Source organism: Simiduia agarivorans SA1 = DSM 21679, assembly GCF_000305785.2.
In the GTDB taxonomy this organism is placed as follows: domain Bacteria; phylum Pseudomonadota; class Gammaproteobacteria; order Pseudomonadales; family Cellvibrionaceae; genus Simiduia; species Simiduia agarivorans.
Map to the genome: position 1 here is coordinate 3,025,143 of NC_018868.3, position 21,497 is coordinate 3,046,639.

A 21,497-nucleotide genomic window follows, 5' to 3' on the forward strand; every position below is an offset into this window, starting at 1 on the left:
GGATAATGCGGTTTTCAGAACCACGTTTCCGCGCCCATGCCCACACCCAAATGCCCCCATTGCGCCCTGGTGCAGGCTTACTGCCTGTGCGCGCAGGTGAGCCAGATTCAGGCCCGCACGCGGTTGGTGGCGTTACAGCATCCGCAGGAAACCCAGCATTCCAAAAACACCCTGCGCCTGGCGCAACTTGCCCTGCCCGCCATGCACTGCCTGGTGGGCGAACCGGCGGCGGATTTCCGCGACCTGGCGGAGGCCATTGCCCGCGGCGATTGGGGCCGGGTTGGACTGTGTTATCCGGCAGACACCGCGACGAATGCGCCCGCGGCCGATGCCCGCTTCGATACCCTGATTGTGCTGGATGCCACCTGGCGCAAAGCTCATAAGATGCTCATGCTGAATCCCTGGCTGGCACAGCTGCCGCGTCTGAGTCTGCGGCAACAGGGCAACTACCGGCTGCGCAAAACCTCTGTGGACGGTGGCCTGTCTACGCTCGAATCCATCGCCTGGGCGCTGCACACCAATGAGGGCCGCAACCCCCAGCCCTTACTGGATCTGCAAGCGCGGTGGATTGATGCCCGTCTGAAGCAGATGCCGCAAGAAGTGCAGGCCCGCTATGAACCCTGACTGGCAATTCCGCGCCGTCGCCGGCCCCTTGATACCGCTCGCCAACCAGTTCTACAAGCGGGTGAACAAACACATGAAAGCCCGCGGTGACGAAACCGTCTGGTTGGGCGAGTGTGATGGCAGTATCCGGGCGGCATTGCGATTGCGGCCGTTGGAATCACCCTATGTATTGCTCACCGGCATGCTGGTGGCGCCGGACGCCCGTGGCCAGGGCTGGGCGGCAGCGTTGTTGCAGGCAGCCGCAACGACGTTGCGCGCGGGCGAAACCTTTCTGTTTTGTGAGCCGGGGCTTGTAAACTTGTACCGGCGCGCGGGCTTCGCGCGGGCCTCGTCGTTGCCTCCGGCGTTGGCCAGCCGGCTGGCCCGCTACCAACGCAAAACGCCACACTTAACCGCTATGGTATGGACAACACCCGATGGGACAACTGCTGTTTAAACTCAACCAGGTACCGGAGGCCGAAGCCCAGGCCGTGCGTGAACTGCTGGATCAGGCCGGCCTGGACTGGTACGAAACCCAGGCCGGATTCTGGGGCATTGGCGTGGCCGCCATCTGGCTGACGGATGCCGGCGAGCTGCCCAAAGCCAAGGCCCTGCTGGCCGAATTTGAGGCCGGCTGGATTGAGCGCATGCGGGCGCAGCCCCCGGAATCCTTCTGGGCCCGCAGCGCCCGTAAACCTTTGCCGTTGCTGGCAGCGCTTCTGTCGGCGGCGATCATCCTGACGATCATGATTGTGCCCATGCTGGGCGCCTGGGACTGACGCCGTTGCGCTATTCCCGCGCCAGCGGCTCGCCCCATAACATGGCCAGAAATTTCTTGCGCTTGGCGGCACTGGTATCGCGTTCGGCAAAGTAACCCACGTGTTCGGTGGGGCTCGCCTCCGGGCGCAAGATGATGCCCCACAACGGGCTGATTTCATTGGGTATCAGTGAATAGCGGGCGTCGATAATGCGCGCCGGATCGTGCGCATCCAGCGCCAGATAGCGATTGGAAAACCAGGCGAAGCGGTGGATGTCCCGATACTGCTGAGTGTTGGGTGCCAGCCACGGAAAATCGCGCGCAATATCCAGCTTGCGTGCGCGTTGCCCGGGATAGAGGGTGGCCTTGTCGAGCACGTGCACCGCATCCACATAAAAATGGTTGTCGGTTTCGTACACCAGTTTCCACAACCAGATATTGGCGAATGAGGGCTTGGCCTCCAGCCGGATGGGCGTGTGCCCCCGCGACTCAGCCAGCGCCCAACCAGCGGCTTCAGCGCGCTCGCGCTGCACCGCGCCGAGGCTCAGGTAACACAGGCCATAGACCAAGCCGGCCCGGGCAAATGCCGGCCGTTGTTTCAGTACGCCGGCAATAATCAACGCCAGCAACGGCAGGGTAAACAGCGGGTCGATGATCGATACCGTATTCCACGCAAAGCGCGTGTCCGTGAGCGGCCAAAGCAACTGGGTGCCGTAGGTGGTGCAGGCATCCAGCAGTGCATGGGTGGCATAGCCCAGCGTGGTGAACAATAAGGTAGGCCATAAACCCAGGCCCAGAAAACGTCGGAACAGGGCATAGAGTATCAGCCCGGTAATGGCGCCCCCGATCGGAATAAACAGCAGCGAATGGGTAAACTGGCGGTGAAATTCCAGAAACAATAAGGGGTCGGTACTGGAGCGGATGAGCACGTCCAGATCCGGTGTCATGCCGCCAATGGCACCCACCAAGGTGGCGGCCGCCAGCTGTTTGCCGGGCCTTGCGGCGGCCTGTGGTAAGCTCGCACCCAGTACGCCTTGTGTTATCGGGTCCATACTAGTGTCCTGACAGGATGTAAGTAACAATCAAAAAGTATAAAACGGAATCTGAACGGAATCCCAATGAAAGCATTGCTGGCGAAAACCCAGGCGACTGCAGAAAAATTCTGGCAGGTCATGCGCCACGATATCTGGCAACCGCTGGTCAAAAAACCGGTGGAGCCGCACGCGAGCCTGCAGCCGGGTGATGCACTCAGCCCCAAGGCCATTGTGCGCCTGCGGCAGGCATTTCCGCAGCTGGTGCCAACTGCGTTGGTGCAAGCTTATTCCAACCAACCCCTGGGCCCGGAAGACCCTCGCTTTACCGGTCGCGACGCATTACTGAAAGCGTTGGACAACGTGCTGCTGGAATGGCGCGATGGGCGCTCCAGTCTCACTGCGTTGGTTGGGCCGCACGGGTGCGGGCTGACGTCGACCCTGAATCAGCTGCGGCATCGTCTTGAAGGCGACGAGGCGCTCAGTTTTCTGAGTATTGCCGAGCGGCCATTGTCGGTGCAGGACGCGCTGCGGTTGATCAACAGTATTTTTGAATTCGAATCCTGCCCGGCCACCGTGGCTGAAATGGTCTCCGCCATTAATGCGCTGCCGCCACGCCTGCTGTTGATTGACGATGCCCACATGCTGCTGTCCCGCGCGCTGGGCAATCAGGCCGCCGTGCAGACCATCGGCGCCATCATGGTGGCCACCCAGCACCGGCACTGCTGGATTGTGGCCTGTGCCAAGCAAGCCTGGCGTCGGCTGAATTTTATCTACGCGGTGGAACGGTTTTTCAGCCGGGTGCTGCATATGGATTATTTTAACAGTGAGGAACTCGCCGACTTAATCGGGAGGCGTTTTTATGGCCACGGGTTTCGCTGGCAACCAGAAGAAGACATGGATGAGTCGGAATGGCTGCAAAAACGCCTTAAGCAATTACACAGCATCAGCGGCGGCTTACCCGAGATGGCGTTTTTCTTTTTGCTGCGGGCGTTCAAAGTAGATGCGGATGCCGTCAGCCTGGCGCCATTCTGTTCATTGGACACCAGTGTGTTGAAAGACTGCGATGAAGACGAATTGTTCAGCCTGGCGGAAATATTTGTACACGGTGTGCTGACTCACATGGAGCATGAAACCCTGTTCCGGATTTCGCCCGACCAGAGTCTGCTGCGCCTGGAGCGTTTGCGCCGGGTGGGTATTCTGAATTGCATCAAAACCAGTGAACCCTATACCAGTAACAGCTATTACCTTGAGCCCATACTGGCGCAGGCCACCGTGGCGCATCTGGTGAATGCCAACCGTTTGTACTGAGGCCCCTATGGATACGGAATCAAATAGTTTACAGGCGTTGCTGGATATTATTTCGTTGGAAAAAATACTGGCGATTGCGCTGCTGGTGCTCTCCGCCTGGGTATTTCTGACCCTGATGCAATGGTTGCTGAATAAACTGGCCGACCAGTTTCCGCGCCACCGGCTGCTGCTCAATCGCATTTACCCGCTGACCCGGGTGCTGGTGTGGAGTGGCACGGTAATCTATGCCGTTGTGGGCATCGTGGCGCCGCACCAAAGTATCTTGTTTGCCATGCTCGGTTCCGCCGGCCTGGCACTGGGCCTGGCCACCCAGGAACCCATTAAAAATATGGTGTCCGGACTCATAATCATGATCAACCCGCCCTACCGGCTGGGCGACATGGTGAGCCTGGCGGGCCACTACGGTGAAGTGATTAAACTGGAATGGAGCGTGACCTGGCTGCGCACCTTTGATGACAACATCATCATGGTGCCCAACAACGAAGCGTTGCGCACCGCCATTGCCAACTCCAACAGCGGCGCATTGGATGAGCAGGTGAGTGTGAAGTTTTCACTGCCCGCAGAATGCGATCACCAGCTGGCGATGGCACTGGCCCGCGAAGCCACGTTGACCTCGCCCTACACATTTCTGAAAAAGCCCATCATTATCAACCTCGATAACAGTGTTGAATTCGGCAAGGCACTCATTCACGTGACAGTGAAAGCCTGGGTGTTGGATATCCGGCTGGAAAAACGTTTTGCTACCGATATTCAAATGCGCGTGATTGATGCCTACAAAATCGCCGGTGTCATGCCCTCGGCGGTGGTGCCGTTGCCGCAATGAAAACCCTGGCAGCGTTGCACTCGGCGTTTGCCCAAACGGGCGTTGTGCAATGGCTGGGCGTGCGTCCGGCCCGGCGCGAAGCCATGCTGGTAGTGGATGCCGTGGACGCCCGCGCCGGCCGTGGTCTGGTAGGCGACCGTTACAGCAGCCGCAATGGCAAGCGCCAGATTACCCTGATTCAGGCCGAACACCTGCCAGTGATTGCCGCGCTGTTGGGGCGCGAGTCCGTAACCCCCGAACAACTGCGCCGGAATATTTTAGTGAGCGGTATTAATTTGCTGGCGTTGAAAGATAAACGTTTCCGCATGGGTGCCGTGGAATGCGAGGGTACTGGCCTGGCCCATCCCTGTTCGCGCATGGAAGAAATCTTCGGCCCCGGTGGTTATAACGCCGTGCGCGGCCACGGCGGCATCACCGCGTGCATACACACCAGTGGCATTGTCCGGCTGGGTGATGCCGTGTCGGCCATTCAGCTGATCGACTAAAGTCGAATCGACCAATGTCTGGGTAGGTACCCGAATTCTGGTTTTTTATACTCACCGTATAAAATTGCTGTGAGGTACCGCCATGAAATATCAGGATGTCTACGCCCGTTCACTGCAACAGCCAGAGAGCTACTGGCGCGAGCAGGCGAGTCAGCTGCCCTGGTACCGATTCCCGGTGACTACCCTTGCACCGGACGACAACGGCTGGCCACGCTGGTTTCCCGATGGTGAACTCAATACCTGTTACATGGCACTGGATCACCATGTGGCGCAAGGCAATGGCGACCAGATTGCGTTGCATTATGATTCGCCGGTAACCGGCGCGCGACAATCCTTCAGTTTTGAAACGCTGCGCGATCAGGTGGCTTTGTGCGCGGGTATGTTGCGCGATCTGGGGGTGGGCAAAGGCGACCGCGTAGTGATTTACATGCCCATGATTCCCGAGGCGGTTGTTGCCATGCTGGCGTGCGCACGCCTGGGTGCAATTCACAGTGTGGTCTTTGGTGGCTTCGCGGCCAGTGAACTGGCCGCGCGTATCGATGATGCCACGCCGATTGTCGTGGTCTCCGCCAGTTGTGGCATCGAAGTGGATCAGGTGATTGCCTACAAGCCACTGTTGGACCAGGCCATTGATCAGGCCTGGCACCAGCCGGCGCACTGTGTGATTGTGCAGCGGCCGCAATTGCAAGCCAAGCTGATGGGACCGCGTGATCTCGATTGGCATCAGGCGTTAGCGCGCGCACAACCGGCCGATTGTGTGCCGGTGTTGGCTACAGACCCGCTGTACATCCTGTACACCTCCGGCACCACTGGCAAACCCAAAGGTGTGGTGCGCGACAATGGCGGCCATGCGGTGGCGATGCACCATTCCATGCGGTGTGTGTACAACATGGGGCCTGGCGATGTGTTCTGGGCGGCGTCGGACGTAGGCTGGGTGGTGGGTCACTCTTACATTGTCTATGCACCACTGCTCGCAGGTGTGACCAGCGTGTTGTACGAAGGTAAACCGGTACGCACGCCCGATGCGGGCGCCTTCTGGCGTGTCATAGAGCAATACCAGGTGAATGCCATCTTTGCGGCACCCACCGCTTTCCGCGCAATCCGCAAAGCCGACCCGGAATCCACGTTGCTCAATCCCTACAACCTTGCGAGCCTTAAAACGGTTTTCATGGCGGGCGAACGATTGGACCCTGCCACTTACCACTGGGTGAAAAACCTGCTCGGTTTACCGGTGGTGGATCACTGGTGGCAAACAGAAACTGGTTGGGCAATCTGCGGTAATCCCATGGGTATCGAACCCGTGCCGCCGAAGGCGGGCTCTGCCACCTTACCCATGCCCGGTTACGATGTGCGGATTCTTGATGCTAACGGCAAAGATTGCGCCGCCGGTGAGCAGGGCAGCGTCGCTATCAAACTGCCGCTACCCCCGGGGTGCCTGGCGACCGTGTGGGGAGACCACGCCCGTTTTGTTAACAGCTACCTGAGTGTATTTGATGGCTATTACACCACCGGTGACGGCGGCTATAAGGATGAACAGGGCTACGTCTTCATCATGGGCCGGACCGACGATGTGATCAACGTTGCCGGCCACCGGCTTTCCACCGGAGAAATGGAAGAAATTGTTGCGGGCCATAAAGCCGTTGCCGAATGTGCCGTCGTGGGTGTGGCCGATGACCTGAAGGGTCAGCTTCCGCTTGGCCTTGTTGTACTCAAAGATGGCGTTGATGCCAGCGATGAATCCATCGCCGCAGAACTCGTGCAGCGCGTGCGCGATAAGCTCGGTGCGGTGGCCTGCTTTAAGCAGGTTAAAGTGGTGGATCGCTTGCCAAAAACCCGCAGTGGTAAAATCCTTCGCCGGCTGATACGTCAGATCGCCGATAAAGAACAATACCAAACCCCATCGACCATCGACGACCCGGCGGCCATCGGCGCAATAGAAAAAGTATTGGCTTAGTTACCCGTTAGTACCCTCTCACTCAAGGCGGGCCCTCCGCCGCCTTGCTTCCCATGGCGCCTTTGCTCCGGCGCCCATGGGTTTTTTATCTACGCAGCCCGGTAAACAGCAGAAGTTTCTTTGATCTCGCCGCCACGGGTGCTCAGTAAAAGCGACAGCGGGCTGGCGGTGCCAGCGAAATGTTTGCCCAGGACATGGGTATAAATCTGTGTGGTTTTAACATCATTGTGACCCAACAACTCTTGCACGGTCCTTATATCGGCACCGCGTTCCAGCATGTGGGTGGCAAAGGAATGCCTGAAGGTATGGCAATTCACCCGCTTATTGTAAATACCCGCCTCAAAAACAGCCTTCTTTATGGCCTTGCGCATGACGCTTTCATGCAAGTGATGCCTGCACAAATGGCCATGCACAGGGTGTTCGCATACGGTGGTAGACGGGAACAAATACGCCCAGGGCGGCGACGTATCGGCTTTGGGGTACTTGCGGTGAAGTGCATCCGGCATAGAAACACCAATGCCCGACTTGGCATCTTTTGCCTGTAAGGCGATAGCCTCTTCGGCATATTTTTCCAGTAAGGGCTTTATTTCCGGGCAAAGAATGGTGACTCTGTCTTTCTGCCCTTTGCCGTTAAAAATCTGCAGCGCATCGCGTGTATAGTCTACGTGTTGCACGCGCAAGCGCAGCGCTTCAGATATCCGCAAGCCACTTCCATAAAGCAACTGCGCGATCAGCTGCTCACGTGCGGGCAAATGCTCAATGATTCTGGCTACTTCTACGGGTGTCAGCACCGTAGGCAGGTGTCGCTGCTTCCTCGCTAACGAAAAATCCAGTTCACCTAACGGTTGCTTCAATACAGTGCCATAAAGGAACACCATCACATTCAGTGCAAGCTTTTGAGTGTTGATTGCCACGCCGCGATTTTTAGCCAGCCAGCTTAAAAATGCCTTGACCTCCTCTGGCCCGCAGTCTTTGGGATGGCGTTTATTAATAAAGTAAATGTACTTTTTAATCCAAGTAATATACGTCTTCTCGGTCTGATAGCTATAACCGCGAAGCCGGATTTCGGATCGGACCGAATCAAGAAAAGGACTGGACATAGTAATAGCCGACACTGTGCAAATACTGTATGTATAAACAGTATATTTAAAAATGTCAAAGAATCTGGCTCGCTTTGCTATTCGCGCTCGCTCGTTTTCCACCCGGAAAAAATATTTTTTATTTACAAATCAGATAGTTATAAAATCAGCAAGGTAGTTACAGGGGTGGCTCGAAAAGGTTTTATAGTGCGCGCACGCTTTTTTGGCGTATAGTTCAACCACAACGAAAAACGTTAAATAAATCAATAAATTACAGCCGTTGATTTACGCGCCAAATGGCAAAACGAGCCGGCTCAGTAATTAAATGTTATACCTAGAAGGATAGAGTGATTTAGTGCATGAAACGGATTTTTCTCGGGTTGCTAATTACGATGGCCGCTCTGACTAGCTACTATGCAGTATTTATGCTTTTTTATGATTCTTGGTTCCCGTATTACTACGAAGAATATCTTCCAACAATATTTGTAGTAGGGCTAATGACCATTGTAATTTTGCCTGTACCAGTGTCATTGTTAAAAACATCTGATTCAGATCGTATGGGTTATTATCGTTCAGTCGTTTGGTTTAATGCCGCAATCATAGCCATTTGTATTGTTGTGTTTTTGTATATGCTCAGCAATGGCGTTTTTCTAAGTTCGCCTGGCGTGTATCAGATAGGTAATTAAATGAAAAGGTATAACAAAGTGCTGAAGAGCCGACATGCCAAAGGAAAGATCATGCTAGTTTGGGATGAAACCGATGTTTTGGCTGTCTTGGAAGTGTTGCCAGAAGTAGAACGTGATGGTATTTGGCATCAATATGTAGCCGAAAAAGACGGTATACAACTAAAGGTCACTATATATCAGTATGATGGCGATGTTCGATTCGAGCTTACCAATTTAGGTGATGGTCAAAGTCTTTTTACCATGCGGTTAATCGACTGCGAGGGTGTTCATCGGACTTTCGAGAATGACAATGAGTACTTGGATTTCGCTCCATCTAAATGTTTTGGCTCGCGTTACGATGGCGAGCAGTCCATACCATTTGGTATAAGAATTCGTGTTAATCCAAGCATCAATATTTCAGTATATGGGTAAAGCATATAACAAGCGGCTCTTGGTGGCCGCACAAAAGACGTGCGGCGGGACGGCTACGCTGTCGCTCCGTCGCCCCAAAGCCGGGCGTTATTGAGCCTTAATTAATTTAGGTTCAATCAAGAAAGGAATGGGTTCAAATGCGTGCCATTGTTCGGCGCGCCGGCATCAAGGTATGTGCTGTCATCAGCATTTCAGTTTCGTTCTTGGTGCCAATAGTTAGGCCCAATAGCCGGGCCATACGGCACTTCGCATTGTGGTGTGCCACTAAGCAAATACAAAGTTGGGTCAAGTGCGGTATTCTTGCCCCATTGGTGGCCAGCTGCTGCTCAACTTACTCTGTAGGTTGTGCAAACCAACAGGCCAATAACAAGTGCAACCAGCCGACTCGCTATGCTCTCGGCTGTTACAGGCGTTATGTGAGCTTAGAGAGCTGGTGATGTGTGGCTTCGTTGATGGTAGCGGGAGTAAGGAGTGTAAGAGATGTGGTATGCAAATACCCAAGACCACATCCGTATGTTCGTTCTGCGAAGAATTAGAAGAAAGTGGTGCGAGGACATTCAAGAAAAATTATATGGAAGCTTTCGTACACAGTAATCAAAGTTTAGCTAGAAAATTCTATTTCCTAGCACTCTCGGTAGCGACACTAGCGGCTGTAGGCTACTTATGGATCAAGTAACTCACATAACAAGCGGCTATTGGGTGCCGCACAAAATACGTGCGGCAAGGACGGCTACGCTGTCGCTTCGCCGCCCCAAAGCCGGGCGTTACATGCTAGGGAAGCCATGAGCACAACATTGAAGTTAATTGGTCTATTCGGAATATTGCTTTTTGGCATTCTATTTTCGGTGACATTCGTTTCACCTGAGAAGGTTGAGGGCTCCGCTAGGGGCTTCGTGAAAAGCCAGATTGAGAAGGAAATTCGCGAAAGGCAACAAACTATGAGCGAATCGTCAGTAGCGGAAGCAGCTTTAAATATTGCGGGCAGGCTTGGTCTTGAAAAAGACAAAATGCAAGCTGATTTAGACAATAAACTACCAGAAAAAATTGCTAGCATAGTAGCCGTTATGTGTGGGTATGATTGTGAGAAAAAGAAAGCTTTGACTCAATCTATAGCTACTAGTTACATGGAGAGAATTAAAAGCATCAAAATTGCTGAAAACACGTTAGACGACGTCGTAAAAGGGAAATACCTAGAAATCGTTGGTAACCTAAAGTTCGATCTCAGAATATTTCTAGGCTCGAATTTTGCTATGTTCCTTATTCTTGTCGCCATATCATTCTTAAAGCCAAGAGCAGTGCAGCATTTATTCCTTCCTGGGTTGTTGCTGGTCGTGGCTACAATAGTAGCTTCATGCATATACATCTTCGGTCAAGACTGGTTCTATACCATTCTATACAACGACTATATGGGCTTTGGATACCTACTCTATATAGTAATTATATTTGGGTTTCTGCTCGATATAACATTCAATAAAGCCAGGGTCACATGCGAGATAATAAATGGTATAGCAAATGCTATTGGTTCTGCTTTTTCGGTAGTTCCGTGTTAGTCGCATGTAACAAACGCAAGCATCCGACTCGCTGCGCTCCCGGCTGTTGCGGGCGTTAACTGGTAAAAGCATGGAGTTCATATTTTCAAGTTGTATAGGTTACCTTCTCTCAAAGGGAGGTAATCATATATTTAGGTTGAAAATAGAAGGCGCTACGTACTGGTCCTTAAACCTATCAAAATCCACGATTAAGGTTGATGAAAATACAATATATATAAAGCGCGGTTTTAGAGAGCATATGATAGAGGTATCAAGTTTTACCCTAGGGTTATACAAAGCCAAATTGACAGCTAAAAACTTCGGGTTTATTCCTGTTTTCTGGCATGACGGGGAAATTGGTCAAAAAGATAAATATGCACTATTTAACGAGTTGCGTAATATCAGTTAACAAGCGGCTATTGATGGCCGCACAAAGGACGTGCGGCGGGACGGCTCCGCTGTCGCTCCGCCGCCCCAAAGCCGGGCGTTATGTTTCTTAGAGTACGGTGCATTGAATAGGATTGATTCGATAATTCACGATATTCGCAGGGCAATATCTGAAGTGGCTGAAGATTTTTACTCAGAGACAAAGGATCTCGTTAAATTTCTAGATGTAGCAGATGAGCACACGTATAGCTCAGTAATCGATTCCTTCTATCTATTAGAGGATACTCAGTTAGCTAAGCATGAATTCGAGAATACCGACTTCATTAATGAGTCATTTGGTAGGTTATATTTGATGTTCCACGGAGTCTTAAACTCCTGTTATATGCAACAACAAGCGCTGCTTGTGATATGCCAAAAACTAGGAATTGACCAAAACATTAAAGAAATAAAGGAAATCGAGGTAGTGGCATATCGCAATGACTTTTCGGCTCACTCTCCAAATAGAGGGCGAGGCAAGTCGGAGCATAGCTATATTCTAGATCGGCACGCGATGAGAGAAGCAAAAGTTAAGGGTTATACTGCTAATCACGAAACTGGCTTCATCTTTAGAGAAGCCAATATATATTCACTAATATCAAGTTGGGATATTGTGCTTGAGAGGCAGCTACAGTTAGTTGCCGAGAGAGTGCTAAACTCAAAAACATAACAAATAAAGGCAAACCGACGCGCAAAGTGCGCGCGCGGTTGCTTTATGTGAGTGGAGGGAGCTAGCGTGAAATGAAAGCTTTTTACGTCATGCTTGCCATCTTTGTGATGGTGGGGGCATTTTCTGCTTTCACTACGTCAACAGAACATTATGTAGACTTGGATACTGGGAAGCATTCGTACGTACTAGTTGTTGCTAATTTGATGATACATTCGAATCCTGAGAAGCAATACTATGAATGTGATGATTGGATTAATCCATATCCTGATCAAGGCGCTATTTATCAAGTATCGAGTTGTCCTCTAATCGGGCCGTGTGAGTATTTTGATAAAAGTATTTTGTCAGAAGGTTGTTCCACATAACAAGTTGCTGTAGCCGACAGCTAACACTCCGCCCCTTTTGTGTTTCGCTGCGCTCAACATAACACAAAAGGGGCTCCATGCTAGCTCCGGCTAAGCAAGGCGTTAGGTTGCTATCAGCATGCGAAGAAAGCGTTTAAATCATTATGCTGATGTCATGTGCAAAATGTTTGTCGGTTGGCGAATGGGAGATGATCTTGAGGTTTTGTCTGACCTGCCTGATGGAACAATATATGTAGATCTTCTAACCGGCAGCGCTACGCATTCAGTTGCTGGAAATTTGGACTTGCACATCGCCAAGGAGCTTCAGGCATGGCTGCGACATGAATCGGAAAAAGACAACATTGATTTTACGCAACTTATGAGTGGTGGCCTCGAAATTGATATAAATACTGGCAAAATATCCACCAATAGAAAAAAGGTAGTCTCATTTAATTTTGATTGCCGTAGTAGTATTACAACTGATGAAGCCACATATACTGCTCATGTTAAAGACATGCACCAATGGTATTCGCGGGTGGCAACCTAACAAGCGGCTCTTGGGAGCCGCACAAAAAACGTGCGGCAGGGACGGCTTACGCTGTCGCTTCAGCCGCCCCAAAGCCGGGCGTTATGCCCTATGAGTCGAGGTCCTGAATGGAACTAAGTTGTCCGGCGAACATGCCTTTCACTCGTGATGCAGCAATTCAAATGCTCAAGTGGGGAGCCAAACCCGAATTGTCTCCGTACACGCACAAGCAAATCGCGGAGTGGTGCGATAAATTTTGGTGCCAATACCTCGAAGTTGATGCAGAACCAGAAATCGAATCATTGTTGCCGGTTCTGACTGACGTTGAAACACAGTGGGATCTTTACTTGGCTAACACGTATTCCATCGAAGAGCTGAAAACAAAAGACTTTGAAAATGAGTTAATGCCTAAGGAGTGGTTCAATGAATGGCTACGGCAAGTGGCATAACAAACGGCTGCACCGGACAAATTTTCGCTGTCACCTTTTGTGCAAAAACACGCACAAAAGCCGCCATCAAAAATTTGCTCGGTGAGCCGGGCGTTAAATTGATGAAACGAATGAAGTTCAAACTACTAGCAACGCTACTACTAATTGGAAGCCTGTCCTGTAGCCAAAGTGGCTCTATAGACGAACGGCTTATTGGCACTTGGGAAGGCAGTAATCTAGGCAGCGCCTGCGAAAGTCTTTGGTGGACGATCCACAGAAAATCTAATGGAACATATTCAATAGATTTTTACAGAGAAGATTCGAAGGTTAATGTTATAGCTTCCGAAAAGGGTGAGTGGTGGATAGAAGAAGGATTCTACTTCTTGATAAATGATGCGTCCATGATTCGGCCTGATAAGTATGAGTATCAAGTACTGGATTCGACACGTGTTCAGATGATGATTATTTCTTATGATAAATCGGCTAAATGTACAGATGGCCACAGATTTATTGATACAAAAATTTAACAAGGGTGGCCAGTTTGCGGCTAGCGCCGCGGGACTCGCTTTCGCTCGCCCCTGCCACCGGCGTTATGCGTCATCTCAACAGTAGCTAGATCGGATATTTTTGCAGTAAAAAAGAGCAACAAATCTGAATGAGGTCAGTTTGATGGAAACACCATCCAATCATGAAGAATATATTGCAAACGCGCCGGAGGAATTGCGCCCATTACTGGTTAATCTACGTGCTCGTGTATCTCACGTTTTAAGTGATGCTGAAGAAATTATTGCATACAACATGCCCGGTTTTAAGATGGGCAAGGCAATTATAGTTGGTTATGCAGCTTTTTCTAAGCAGTGTGGAATCTATGTGGCGCCAGGTGCAATAAGCAGTCTTGCTGATGAAATTTCAAAAGCAGGGTTAAAAGCCACGAAAACAGGAGTTACGTTTTCGCCAAAAAAACCGATTCCAGATGAATTGGTTGAGAATTTAACAAAAGCATCAAAAAGCGAAAATGGGTTTTAACCTTAATTTAACTAATCTTAGGTTGGTAAAACATGATGCATAACAAACAGCACCACGTTTGCCCGGCAAAAGACGCCGGGCCGGACGGCTTACATTCCGCTGCGCTACATTCCAGCCGCCCGTGTGCTGGGCGTTATTGAGCCTTTATTGAATTAGGGGTTGGCAAGAAAGGATTGGATTCAGATGCGTGCCATTGTTCGGCGCGCCAGCATCAAGGAGTGTGCTGTCATCAGCATTGCAGTTTCGTTCCTGGTGCCAGTAGTTAGGCCCAATAGCCGGGCCGTTAGGCACGCAGTATTGTGGTGTGCCACTAAGCAAATACAAAGTTGGGTCAATTGCTGTATTCTTGTCCCATTGGTGGCCATAAGCTGTTAAACCTACGCTGTAGGATATTCAGTGCAAAAGGCCAATAACAAGCAAAAGCAAACCGACGCGCAAACAGCGCGCGCGGTTGTTTCGGGCGTTATACGAAAGCACTATGAAGCAATGGGATGAAATAAAATCAGAATTTGAAACTGATGGGTCTCTGCGTGATATCTATGTAGAAGATATAAATCTGTCTATTTGGAATTCATTTATTTCCGAGGTAAAACGCTCGAACTACAAAGTTGAGTTCTCTCATGGTGATGAGGGAATAGAGCTACCTGACGATCTCAGTACAATTAAGGGTTTGCAGCAAACCAATCCTACTACTCTTTACATCTGGTTAAGCGAAGGTATACAGCTCAATTGCCATTTCTTCGTAAACACAGAGATCGAACTGGATGTGTCCCCGCATGATATACAGTCCGAAAATTCATATATTAAACTTGTGAACTTCTTAAAATGGCTCGCAATAGTTACTAATAGAGAAGTTAAGCTCACTCACGAAGGCTCGCAAGAAATGGTGATTTTGAGTGTCTGCAAGTAAATCGTATAACAAGGCCAGCCAGAGGGACCAAAAAACCGCCGCTTCGCTCTGGTTTTTCGGCCCCTGCTGGCGGCGTTATGCGTGAAATGAAAGCTTTTTACGTCATGCTTGCCATCTTTGTGATGGTGGGGGCATTTTCTGCTTTCACTACGTCAACAGAACATTATGTAGACTTGGATACTGGGAAGCATTCGTACGTACTAGTTGTTGCTAATTTGATGATACATTCGAATCCTGAGAAGCAATACTATGAATGTGATGATTGGATTAATCCATATCCTGATCAAGGCGCTATTTATCAAGTATCGAGTTGTCCTCTAATCGGGCCGTGTGAGTATTTTGATAAAAGTATTTTGTCAGAAGGTTGTTCCACATAACAAGTTGCTGTAGCCGACAGCTAACACTCCGCCCCTTTTGTGTTTCGCTGCGCTCAACATAACACAAAAGGGGCTCCATGCTAGCTCCGGCTAAGCAAGGCGTTAGGTTGCTATCAGCATGCGAAGAAAGCGTTTAAATCATTATGCTGATGTCATGTGCAAAATGTTTGTCGGTTGGCGAATGGGAGATGATCTTGAGGTTTTGTCTGACCTGCCTGATGGAACAATATATGTAGATCTTCTAACCGGCAGCGCTACGCATTCAGTTGCTGGAAATTTGGACTTGCACATCGCCAAGGAGCTTCAGGCATGGCTGCGACATGAATCGGAAAAAGACAACATTGATTTTACGCAACTTATGAGTGGTGGCCTCGAAATTGATATAAATACTGGCAAAATATCCACCAATAGAAAAAAGGTAGTCTCATTTAATTTTGATTGCCGTAGTAGTATTACAACTGATGAAGCCACATATACTGCTCATGTTAAAGACATGCACCAATGGTATTCGCGGGTGGCAACCTAACAAGCGGCTCTTGGGAGCCGCACAAAAAACGTGCGGCAGGGACGGCTTACGCTGTCGCTTCAGCCGCCCCAAAGCCGGGCGTTATGCCCTATGAGTCGAGGTCCTGAATGGAACTAAGTTGTCCGGCGAACATGCCTTTCACTCGTGATGCAGCAATTCAAATGCTCAAGTGGGGAGCCAAACCCGAATTGTCTCCGTACACGCACAAGCAAATCGCGGAGTGGTGCGATAAATTTTGGTGCCAATACCTCGAAGTTGATGCAGAACCAGAAATCGAATCATTGTTGCCGGTTCTGACTGACGTTGAAACACAGTGGGATCTTTACTTGGCTAACACGTATTCCATCGAAGAGCTGAAAACAAAAGACTTTGAAAATGAGTTAATGCCTAAGGAGTGGTTCAATGAATGGCTACGGCAAGTGGCATAACAAACGGCTGCACCGGACAAATTTTCGCTGTCACCTTTTGTGCAAAAACACGCACAAAAGCCGCCATCAAAAATTTGCTCGGTGAGCCGGGCGTTAAATTGATGAAACGAATGAAGTTCAAACTACTAGCAACGCTACTACTAATTGGAAGCCTGTCCCTGTAGCCAAAGTGGCTCTATAGACGAACGGCTTATTGGCACTTGGGAAGGCAGTAATCTAGGCAGCGCCTGCGAAAGTCTTTGGTGGACGATCCACAGAAAATCTAATGGAACATATTCAATAGATTTTTACAGAGAAGATTCGAAGGTTAATGTTATAGCTTCCGAAAAGGGTGAGTGGTGGATAGAAGAAGGATTCTACTTCTTGATAAATGATGCGTCCATGATTCGGCCTGATAAGTATGAGTATCAAGTACTGGATTCGACACGTGTTCAGATGATGATTATTTCTTATGATAAATCGGCTAAATGTACAGATGGCCACAGATTTATTGATACAAAAATTTAACAAGGGTGGCCAGTTTGCGGCTAGCGCCGCGGGACTCGCTTTCGCTCGCCCCTGCCACCGGCGTTATGCGTCATCTCAACAGTAGCTAGATCGGATATTTTTGCAGTAAAAAAGAGCAACAAATCTGAATGAGGTCAGTTTGATGGAAACACCATCCAATCATGAAGAATATATTGCAAACGCGCCGGAGGAATTGCGCCCATTACTGGTTAATCTACGTGCTCGTGTATCTCACGTTTTAAGTGATGCTGAAGAAATTATTGCATACAACATGCCCGGTTTTAAGATGGGCAAGGCAATTATAGTTGGTTATGCAGCTTTTTCTAAGCAGTGTGGAATCTATGTGGCGCCAGGTGCAATAAGCAGTCTTGCTGATGAAATTTCAAAAGCAGGGTTAAAAGCCACGAAAACAGGAGTTACGTTTTCGCCAAAAAAACCGATTCCAGATGAATTGGTTGAGAATTTAACAAAAGCATCAAAAAGCGAAAATGGGTTTTAACCTTAATTTAACTAATCTTAGGTTGGTAAAACATGATGCATAACAAACAGCACCACGTTTGCCCGGCAAAAGACGCCGGGCCGGACGGCTTACATTCCGCTGCGCTACATTCCAGCCGCCCGTGTGCTGGGCGTTAAGCATCAAGGATAGAAATGAAGATTATTGCAGGATTTGTAACACTTCTGTTTCTAGGGCTGGCCACTGGCCATCTCTTTGTGGATGGATTTGCAGTTGATTCAGTTGCAATAGTTCTATTAGTTCTAGCTGTACTTCCCTGGCTATTACCTTATCTAAAATCATTAGAGCTTCCCGGCGGGATTATTATTGAGCTTAAAGATGTGAAGGAAGCAATTGATAAAGTGGCTTCCAATGGCGAGGTTGAAGCTGCTACAGCCCCTCAAAATATAGACCCCCAGCTCGCTCTTGTAGCGCTTCGAATAGACATTGAAAGACTAATACGTTCATATCAAACTGACATCGGCAATAAAAATAGCTCCTTATCAATCCGCGTTCAGGTGCTAGCAAATGAGGGCGTTTTGAGCCAAGAGGTGGCTGCGGGAATTCTAGAGATTATCAGGTTAGGTAATGCTGCGGCTCACGGCGCTGAAGTTGATAGAGATGCAGCTGAATTCGTACTGTTTAAATCGAACACTATTATTAGACAGCTAGAGGCGCAGTTAAAAAATGCTTAACAAAGGCAGGCAAACTGGGCCGCGAAAAGCGCGGCCCGGACTCGCTATCGCTCGCCTTTGCTGCCGGCGTTATGTGACCAAGTTACCCACGAATAGTAGACACCCTGTATAGTTATATTAAGCCTATATGGAGGTGTCCTTATGGCACGCAAAAAGCATCAGCATTACACCGAAGAATTCCGTAAAGAAGCGATAAAGCGCTCTGAACAGCCGGGTGCTACCCAAGCTTCCGTTGCGAAGGAGCTTGGGATTAGTGCCCAGCAGATCGCCAACTGGAAGCGTCAACTCACCCGCCTATCTGATAAGCAATTCAATACCTTGGATGGTGTGGATTACTCGAAGAAAGAAAGTGAGGAGATGCGTGAACTACGGCGAGAGAATAAGCGCCTGAAAGAGGAGATGGAATTCTTAAAAAAGGTGTCTGCGTACTTCGCGAAAAACCAAGAGTGAAGTACGCATTGATTTTGGAGTATGTTGGCCAATACAGCATATCCCTGATGTGCGATGTACTAGGCGTACATAGATCTGGCTTCTATCGCTGGTGGGATGCTCCTAAAACCAAACGTGAGGCTCGTAAGGAAGAGTTAGGCGAACTGGTGAAAGACACCTTTGAGGAGTTTGAGGCTGCCTATGGAGCCCCAAGAATCGCTCAGGAGCTGAACGACCTAGGGCATAGGTGCTCAGTCAATTTTGTAGCCAAAATCATGCAGGAACAGGGTATTTTGGCCAGAAACGGCAAAGCCTTTAACTATGGCGGCCACGCATTAACGATGCACAATGTTGCGGACAACCTCCTTTGGCGCGACTTTTCGACTGACCGGCCGAATCAAAAATGGGTCACAGATATCACGTATGTTTGGGTGAAGAATCAGTGGCTATATCTGGCAACTGTAATGGATCTGTATTCCCGTCGGATTATTGGCTGGAGCCTCGATACCGGCATGACTGAGCAGCTCATAACGCGGGCAATGCAGATGGCGATTGATGCCAGAGGTGTGGCACCAGGTCTCATCGTCCATTCGGACCGAGGCACACAGTACCGCTCAAATAGCTACGTTGGCTTCTTGGAAAAGCACAAGATCACGCGCAGCATGAGTAGAAAGGGTAATTGTTGGGACAATGCAGTAATGGAGTCGTTCTATGCACGACTAAAGGTTGAGCTTATCTATGCCAAGAACTATCAGTCGATTGGTGAAGCTCGTTCGGGTATATTTGGGTACATTGAAGTCTTTTATAATCGCAAGAGAAGGCATTCAGCGAACGATGGGCTAAGTCCCGTTGATTTCGAAGAGAACGCAGCAATAGCTGCATAAGTAGAGTGTCTACTTTTTGTGGGGAACACCAGTGAAATACCAGATGAAGCTAACTATTGTATGTCTAATCGTTTTCATAATTGGTTGTGCGAACCAATTATCGTATGAGGAAGCGCTAAGAGTAGCCGAGGAGCAGGAGGCGTTACTGGGTGAAGAATGGTATTCTAACCACGAAGAGTTCGTCGAATGCATTACGCGTAAATTTGTCGAATCTGAAACTACTTGCCCTGATTTATCATCAGAAGAAGGTAGTGAGACAATGATCGTAGAATTTGATGAAAAGGGTCGCGTAACGAAGACTTACTACGAAGGCAAAGATCCGCAGCTTATATGCATTGGGAAAAAGACTGTCGGATTAGTTTGTAAAAAACCACCGCTGCCTAATCTATTTCGGAAAATTCGAAGTTCATGCTTATTACAGTGAATAGAAAAGCACATAACAAACGGTTGTAGTTCAGCCGCACAAAAAACATGCGGCTGGGACGGCCTACGCTACGCTCCAGCCGCCCCTAAACCGGGCGTTATGCATAAGGCTGGATATGCTGAATAAGAAAGTACTTATTGTCGTATTTATTCTATTGCCATGTCTTGGGTTGACGATCTTGCCTATCTGCGCCATTGCTAGCGGCTACTTTATGCCAAGTCAGGAGCATTTGCTCAGAGCGAGAGACCGTTTGCCTGTTGGGAACATACTGCAAATAGGGTTTTCCTCTGGAAGTGTGAAATGCGATGGAGAGAAGTGCGATTACAGACAAAGCTTTGATCAAAAACAATACATAAGCACCGGAGATCCGGCTAAAGTTGTTAGCATTAAGAAAGGATATGATGGTGTTTGGTCCATATCGGAGTCCCGCTTAACTTTAGCTTCCGGCCTTTCTCTCTTGGCTCTTTATATGATTGTATTCGCAGGGCTCACGTACTCGGTAAGAAGTCTTAAAAATGCATAACAAGGCCAGCCAACAACGGCAGCGCAAAAAAAAGCGCGCTGCCTCGACTCACTCCGCGTTGCTCCGTTCGCGGCTGCTGGCGGCGTTATGTGATTGATCGAGTGAATGCTATGAAATGGACTTTAGCTGTATTTCTTTTGGCTTCTTCGATGGGTGTTTACTCCGCCGAAGGAAGTTTAAAGACTTGTAAGAATTTAAAAAATACCATTGAAAAATACGATGTGCTAAGAAGAAAGGGTGGTAGTGCAGGCGAAATGGAGTCATGGAAGAAAAAAAGGGCGTATTACAAGAAGATATATAGTCAGCTTAGTTGTGATCGTTGGGGTTCAAAATTAAGATGAGTCACATAACAAGTAAAGGCAAACCCGACGCGCAAAAAGCGCGCGCGGTTGCTTTAGGCGTTAGTTGTATTAGGTAACGGAATACATGAAGCACACATGTCCCCACTGCGGAAAGCAATCAATATCAAGCTGGGCGAAATTTAACTCAAGCAGTTTGCATCCTGCTATCTGTCCGTCTTGTCAAGGTCACGCCAAGCAGCATTGGGCTTCACACCCGCTAGAAGATATTTTTTATGTAATTGGTATGCCGGGTATATTGTTGTGGTCGTTTTTAGTCGAATCCTGGTGGCCAATCATAATTACCGTTTTATTTTTAACAGTTATCTCGACTTTAAAGTTCCGTTATGTACCAATGGTTGCGGTTGACTTATCTTTAGCAAAAAAACAGCATTGGTTTGCATTCGGTTGCTTGCTAGTAGTTTTCATCTGGGTAGTATCCGATGCAATCGGAAAATAGAACAACTAACAAACGCAACCAAACCGGCCTGTCGGCCTCGACTCGCTATGCTCGCGTTTGTTGCGGGCGTTATGAGTCAAAGTGGAACTAATGAAAAAAGTAGTATTTTTAACAATTTTACTAATTGGTAATACTAGCTTCGCAGAAGGTAATGACTCTGAGTTTATTGGTGATGCAACGATGTTAGAAGATGGGACAGTCGTGATAAATTTGGTGGCTTCAAATTCTGATGCTGAGCCAACCGTTGGTCATTCCCAACTTATTTACAAGACTACTGACCTTGAGTATGAAAATATACTAAAGCATATCGGCGGCCTGAAGGTTGGCCAAAATAAGTTGGTACCAAAATGGCAACAATAAAATATAAAACTCATAACAAGGGTAGGCAAAATAGCCCGCAAAAAACGCGGGCTGGAC

General features: G+C 49.1%; 29 protein-coding genes. 27 read left to right on the plus strand and 2 right to left on the minus strand.

Going from position 1 to position 21,497, the window contains the following annotated elements; all coding sequences use genetic code 11:
• Positions 1-36: 36 nt before the first annotated feature.
• Genes M5M_RS13565 through M5M_RS13575 form a run of 3 tightly spaced genes read left to right on the plus strand, consistent with a single transcriptional unit; the run spans position 37 to position 1,382 of the window.
• Complete coding sequence (locus M5M_RS13565) at positions 37-624, plus strand: tRNA-uridine aminocarboxypropyltransferase (protein WP_015048063.1); 588 nt, start codon at positions 37-39, stop codon at positions 622-624.
• Entirely contained in the window at positions 614-1,060 is a 447-nt protein-coding gene (locus M5M_RS13570; protein ID WP_016389537.1) for a GNAT family N-acetyltransferase, read from the plus strand. Before M5M_RS13565 ends, M5M_RS13570 begins: the two co-directional genes overlap by 11 nt.
• The gene (locus tag M5M_RS13575; protein WP_015048064.1) at positions 1,041-1,382 is read left to right on the plus strand and encodes a DUF6164 family protein; all 342 of its coding nucleotides are present in this window, start codon (positions 1,041-1,043) and stop codon (positions 1,380-1,382) included. The genes M5M_RS13570 and M5M_RS13575 overlap by 20 nt, the downstream gene beginning before the upstream one ends.
• 10 nt (positions 1,383-1,392) lie before the next feature.
• On the opposite strand, the gene M5M_RS13580 is transcribed toward M5M_RS13575, so the two are convergent.
• Positions 1,393-2,412 (minus strand): metal-dependent hydrolase, encoded by a 1,020-nt coding sequence (locus M5M_RS13580; RefSeq protein ID WP_015048065.1) that lies wholly within the window; start codon positions 2,410-2,412, stop codon positions 1,393-1,395.
• Between the two features lie 66 nt (positions 2,413-2,478).
• Between M5M_RS13580 and M5M_RS13585 the strand changes: the two genes are divergently transcribed.
• The 4 genes from M5M_RS13585 to M5M_RS13600 all read left to right on the plus strand — a co-directional run bounded on the left by M5M_RS13585 (position 2,479) and on the right by M5M_RS13600 (position 6,964).
• Positions 2,479-3,702: an ATP-binding protein gene (locus tag M5M_RS13585; protein ID WP_015048066.1), complete on the plus strand. Its 1,224-nt coding sequence runs from the start codon at positions 2,479-2,481 to the stop codon at positions 3,700-3,702.
• Between the two features lie 7 nt (positions 3,703-3,709).
• Entirely contained in the window at positions 3,710-4,525 is an 816-nt protein-coding gene (locus M5M_RS13590; RefSeq protein ID WP_015048067.1) for a mechanosensitive ion channel family protein, read from the plus strand.
• On the plus strand, positions 4,522-5,010 hold the full coding sequence (locus tag M5M_RS13595; RefSeq protein WP_015048068.1) for an MOSC domain-containing protein: 489 nt from the start codon (positions 4,522-4,524) through the stop codon (positions 5,008-5,010). Before M5M_RS13590 ends, M5M_RS13595 begins: the two co-directional genes overlap by 4 nt.
• Positions 5,011-5,092: 82 nt before the next feature.
• A complete protein-coding gene (locus M5M_RS13600; RefSeq protein ID WP_016389541.1) occupies positions 5,093-6,964 on the plus strand; it encodes a propionyl-CoA synthetase in 1,872 nt (623 codons plus the stop codon).
• A gap of 89 nt (positions 6,965-7,053) precedes the next feature.
• Here the strand turns inward: M5M_RS13600 and M5M_RS13605 are convergent, their stop codons facing one another.
• A complete protein-coding gene (locus M5M_RS13605) occupies positions 7,054-8,166 on the minus strand; it encodes an integron integrase (protein ID WP_244431037.1) in 1,113 nt (370 codons plus the stop codon).
• Between the two features lie 236 nt (positions 8,167-8,402).
• On the opposite strand from M5M_RS13605, the gene M5M_RS13610 reads away from it, so the two are divergent.
• The 20 genes from M5M_RS13610 (at position 8,403) to M5M_RS13695 (ending at position 21,440) form a co-directional block, all read left to right on the plus strand.
• Positions 8,403-8,729 (plus strand): hypothetical protein, encoded by a 327-nt coding sequence (locus M5M_RS13610; RefSeq protein ID WP_015048072.1) that lies wholly within the window; start codon positions 8,403-8,405, stop codon positions 8,727-8,729.
• Entirely contained in the window at positions 8,730-9,140 is a 411-nt protein-coding gene (locus M5M_RS13615) for a hypothetical protein (protein ID WP_015048073.1), read from the plus strand. It begins immediately after the preceding gene.
• Positions 9,141-9,922: 782 nt separating this feature from the next.
• A complete protein-coding gene (locus M5M_RS13620) occupies positions 9,923-10,690 on the plus strand; it encodes a hypothetical protein (RefSeq protein ID WP_015048074.1) in 768 nt (255 codons plus the stop codon).
• Between the two features lie 70 nt (positions 10,691-10,760).
• Entirely contained in the window at positions 10,761-11,078 is a 318-nt protein-coding gene (locus tag M5M_RS13625) for a hypothetical protein (protein WP_015048075.1), read from the plus strand.
• Positions 11,079-11,231: 153 nt separating this feature from the next.
• Positions 11,232-11,762 (plus strand): hypothetical protein, encoded by a 531-nt coding sequence (locus M5M_RS13630; protein WP_015048076.1) that lies wholly within the window; start codon positions 11,232-11,234, stop codon positions 11,760-11,762.
• A 480-nt stretch (positions 11,763-12,242) separates the two neighbouring features.
• A complete protein-coding gene (locus M5M_RS13635) occupies positions 12,243-12,650 on the plus strand; it encodes a hypothetical protein (RefSeq protein WP_015048077.1) in 408 nt (135 codons plus the stop codon).
• Between the two features lie 107 nt (positions 12,651-12,757).
• A complete protein-coding gene (locus tag M5M_RS13640; RefSeq protein ID WP_144062457.1) occupies positions 12,758-13,078 on the plus strand; it encodes a hypothetical protein in 321 nt (106 codons plus the stop codon).
• The gene (locus tag M5M_RS13645; RefSeq protein WP_015048079.1) at positions 13,057-13,584 is read left to right on the plus strand and encodes a hypothetical protein; all 528 of its coding nucleotides are present in this window, start codon (positions 13,057-13,059) and stop codon (positions 13,582-13,584) included. Before M5M_RS13640 ends, M5M_RS13645 begins: the two co-directional genes overlap by 22 nt.
• Positions 13,585-13,726: 142 nt before the next feature.
• The gene (locus tag M5M_RS13650) at positions 13,727-14,083 is read left to right on the plus strand and encodes an iron chaperone (RefSeq protein WP_015048080.1); all 357 of its coding nucleotides are present in this window, start codon (positions 13,727-13,729) and stop codon (positions 14,081-14,083) included.
• 478 nt (positions 14,084-14,561) lie between these two features.
• Positions 14,562-14,993 (plus strand): hypothetical protein, encoded by a 432-nt coding sequence (locus M5M_RS20510; RefSeq protein WP_015048081.1) that lies wholly within the window; start codon positions 14,562-14,564, stop codon positions 14,991-14,993.
• A gap of 77 nt (positions 14,994-15,070) precedes the next feature.
• A complete protein-coding gene (locus tag M5M_RS20210) occupies positions 15,071-15,370 on the plus strand; it encodes a hypothetical protein (RefSeq protein WP_144062458.1) in 300 nt (99 codons plus the stop codon).
• A gap of 118 nt (positions 15,371-15,488) precedes the next feature.
• The gene (locus M5M_RS13660; RefSeq protein WP_015048077.1) at positions 15,489-15,896 is read left to right on the plus strand and encodes a hypothetical protein; all 408 of its coding nucleotides are present in this window, start codon (positions 15,489-15,491) and stop codon (positions 15,894-15,896) included.
• Between the two features lie 107 nt (positions 15,897-16,003).
• Positions 16,004-16,324 (plus strand): hypothetical protein, encoded by a 321-nt coding sequence (locus M5M_RS13665; RefSeq protein ID WP_144062457.1) that lies wholly within the window; start codon positions 16,004-16,006, stop codon positions 16,322-16,324.
• A 649-nt stretch (positions 16,325-16,973) separates the two neighbouring features.
• Complete coding sequence (locus M5M_RS13670; protein WP_015048080.1) at positions 16,974-17,330, plus strand: iron chaperone; 357 nt, start codon at positions 16,974-16,976, stop codon at positions 17,328-17,330.
• A 152-nt stretch (positions 17,331-17,482) separates the two neighbouring features.
• The gene (locus M5M_RS13675) at positions 17,483-18,022 is read left to right on the plus strand and encodes a DUF4145 domain-containing protein (protein WP_015048082.1); all 540 of its coding nucleotides are present in this window, start codon (positions 17,483-17,485) and stop codon (positions 18,020-18,022) included.
• A gap of 141 nt (positions 18,023-18,163) precedes the next feature.
• A complete protein-coding gene (locus tag M5M_RS13680) occupies positions 18,164-18,472 on the plus strand; it encodes a transposase (protein ID WP_015047685.1) in 309 nt (102 codons plus the stop codon).
• Positions 18,469-19,335, plus strand: a complete 867-nt coding sequence (locus M5M_RS13685) for an IS3 family transposase (RefSeq protein WP_015048083.1) — start codon at positions 18,469-18,471, stop codon at positions 19,333-19,335. Before M5M_RS13680 ends, M5M_RS13685 begins: the two co-directional genes overlap by 4 nt.
• 1,057 nt (positions 19,336-20,392) lie before the next feature.
• Positions 20,393-20,623 carry a hypothetical protein gene (locus M5M_RS20215; protein WP_144062459.1) on the plus strand — a complete coding sequence of 77 codons (231 nt, stop codon included), beginning with the start codon at positions 20,393-20,395 and terminating at the stop codon, positions 20,621-20,623.
• 85 nt (positions 20,624-20,708) lie between these two features.
• A complete protein-coding gene (locus tag M5M_RS20220; RefSeq protein WP_144062460.1) occupies positions 20,709-21,080 on the plus strand; it encodes a hypothetical protein in 372 nt (123 codons plus the stop codon).
• 90 nt (positions 21,081-21,170) lie between these two features.
• On the plus strand, positions 21,171-21,440 hold the full coding sequence (locus M5M_RS13695) for a hypothetical protein (protein ID WP_015048086.1): 270 nt from the start codon (positions 21,171-21,173) through the stop codon (positions 21,438-21,440).
• Positions 21,441-21,497: the final 57 nt, after the last annotated feature.

Coding starts and splice junctions, on each gene's coding strand:
- M5M_RS13565 (WP_015048063.1), top strand. CDS start 37: ATGCCCACACCCAAATGCCCCCATTGCGCCCTGGTGCAGGCTTACTGC.
- M5M_RS13570 (WP_016389537.1), top strand. CDS start 614: ATGAACCCTGACTGGCAATTCCGCGCCGTCGCCGGCCCCTTGATACCG.
- M5M_RS13575 (WP_015048064.1), top strand. CDS start 1,041: ATGGGACAACTGCTGTTTAAACTCAACCAGGTACCGGAGGCCGAAGCC.
- M5M_RS13580 (WP_015048065.1), bottom strand. CDS start 2,412: ATGGACCCGATAACACAAGGCGTACTGGGTGCGAGCTTACCACAGGCC.
- M5M_RS13585 (WP_015048066.1), top strand. CDS start 2,479: ATGAAAGCATTGCTGGCGAAAACCCAGGCGACTGCAGAAAAATTCTGG.
- M5M_RS13590 (WP_015048067.1), top strand. CDS start 3,710: ATGGATACGGAATCAAATAGTTTACAGGCGTTGCTGGATATTATTTCG.
- M5M_RS13595 (WP_015048068.1), top strand. CDS start 4,522: ATGAAAACCCTGGCAGCGTTGCACTCGGCGTTTGCCCAAACGGGCGTT.
- M5M_RS13600 (WP_016389541.1), top strand. CDS start 5,093: ATGAAATATCAGGATGTCTACGCCCGTTCACTGCAACAGCCAGAGAGC.
- M5M_RS13610 (WP_015048072.1), top strand. CDS start 8,403: ATGAAACGGATTTTTCTCGGGTTGCTAATTACGATGGCCGCTCTGACT.
- M5M_RS13615 (WP_015048073.1), top strand. CDS start 8,730: ATGAAAAGGTATAACAAAGTGCTGAAGAGCCGACATGCCAAAGGAAAG.
- M5M_RS13620 (WP_015048074.1), top strand. CDS start 9,923: ATGAGCACAACATTGAAGTTAATTGGTCTATTCGGAATATTGCTTTTT.
- M5M_RS13625 (WP_015048075.1), top strand. CDS start 10,761: ATGGAGTTCATATTTTCAAGTTGTATAGGTTACCTTCTCTCAAAGGGA.
- M5M_RS13635 (WP_015048077.1), top strand. CDS start 12,243: ATGCGAAGAAAGCGTTTAAATCATTATGCTGATGTCATGTGCAAAATG.
- M5M_RS13640 (WP_144062457.1), top strand. CDS start 12,758: ATGGAACTAAGTTGTCCGGCGAACATGCCTTTCACTCGTGATGCAGCA.
- M5M_RS13645 (WP_015048079.1), top strand. CDS start 13,057: ATGGCTACGGCAAGTGGCATAACAAACGGCTGCACCGGACAAATTTTC.
- M5M_RS13650 (WP_015048080.1), top strand. CDS start 13,727: ATGGAAACACCATCCAATCATGAAGAATATATTGCAAACGCGCCGGAG.
- M5M_RS20510 (WP_015048081.1), top strand. CDS start 14,562: ATGAAGCAATGGGATGAAATAAAATCAGAATTTGAAACTGATGGGTCT.
- M5M_RS20210 (WP_144062458.1), top strand. CDS start 15,071: ATGCGTGAAATGAAAGCTTTTTACGTCATGCTTGCCATCTTTGTGATG.
- M5M_RS13660 (WP_015048077.1), top strand. CDS start 15,489: ATGCGAAGAAAGCGTTTAAATCATTATGCTGATGTCATGTGCAAAATG.
- M5M_RS13665 (WP_144062457.1), top strand. CDS start 16,004: ATGGAACTAAGTTGTCCGGCGAACATGCCTTTCACTCGTGATGCAGCA.
- M5M_RS13670 (WP_015048080.1), top strand. CDS start 16,974: ATGGAAACACCATCCAATCATGAAGAATATATTGCAAACGCGCCGGAG.
- M5M_RS13675 (WP_015048082.1), top strand. CDS start 17,483: ATGAAGATTATTGCAGGATTTGTAACACTTCTGTTTCTAGGGCTGGCC.
- M5M_RS13680 (WP_015047685.1), top strand. CDS start 18,164: ATGGCACGCAAAAAGCATCAGCATTACACCGAAGAATTCCGTAAAGAA.
- M5M_RS20215 (WP_144062459.1), top strand. CDS start 20,393: ATGAAATGGACTTTAGCTGTATTTCTTTTGGCTTCTTCGATGGGTGTT.
- M5M_RS20220 (WP_144062460.1), top strand. CDS start 20,709: ATGAAGCACACATGTCCCCACTGCGGAAAGCAATCAATATCAAGCTGG.
- M5M_RS13695 (WP_015048086.1), top strand. CDS start 21,171: ATGAAAAAAGTAGTATTTTTAACAATTTTACTAATTGGTAATACTAGC.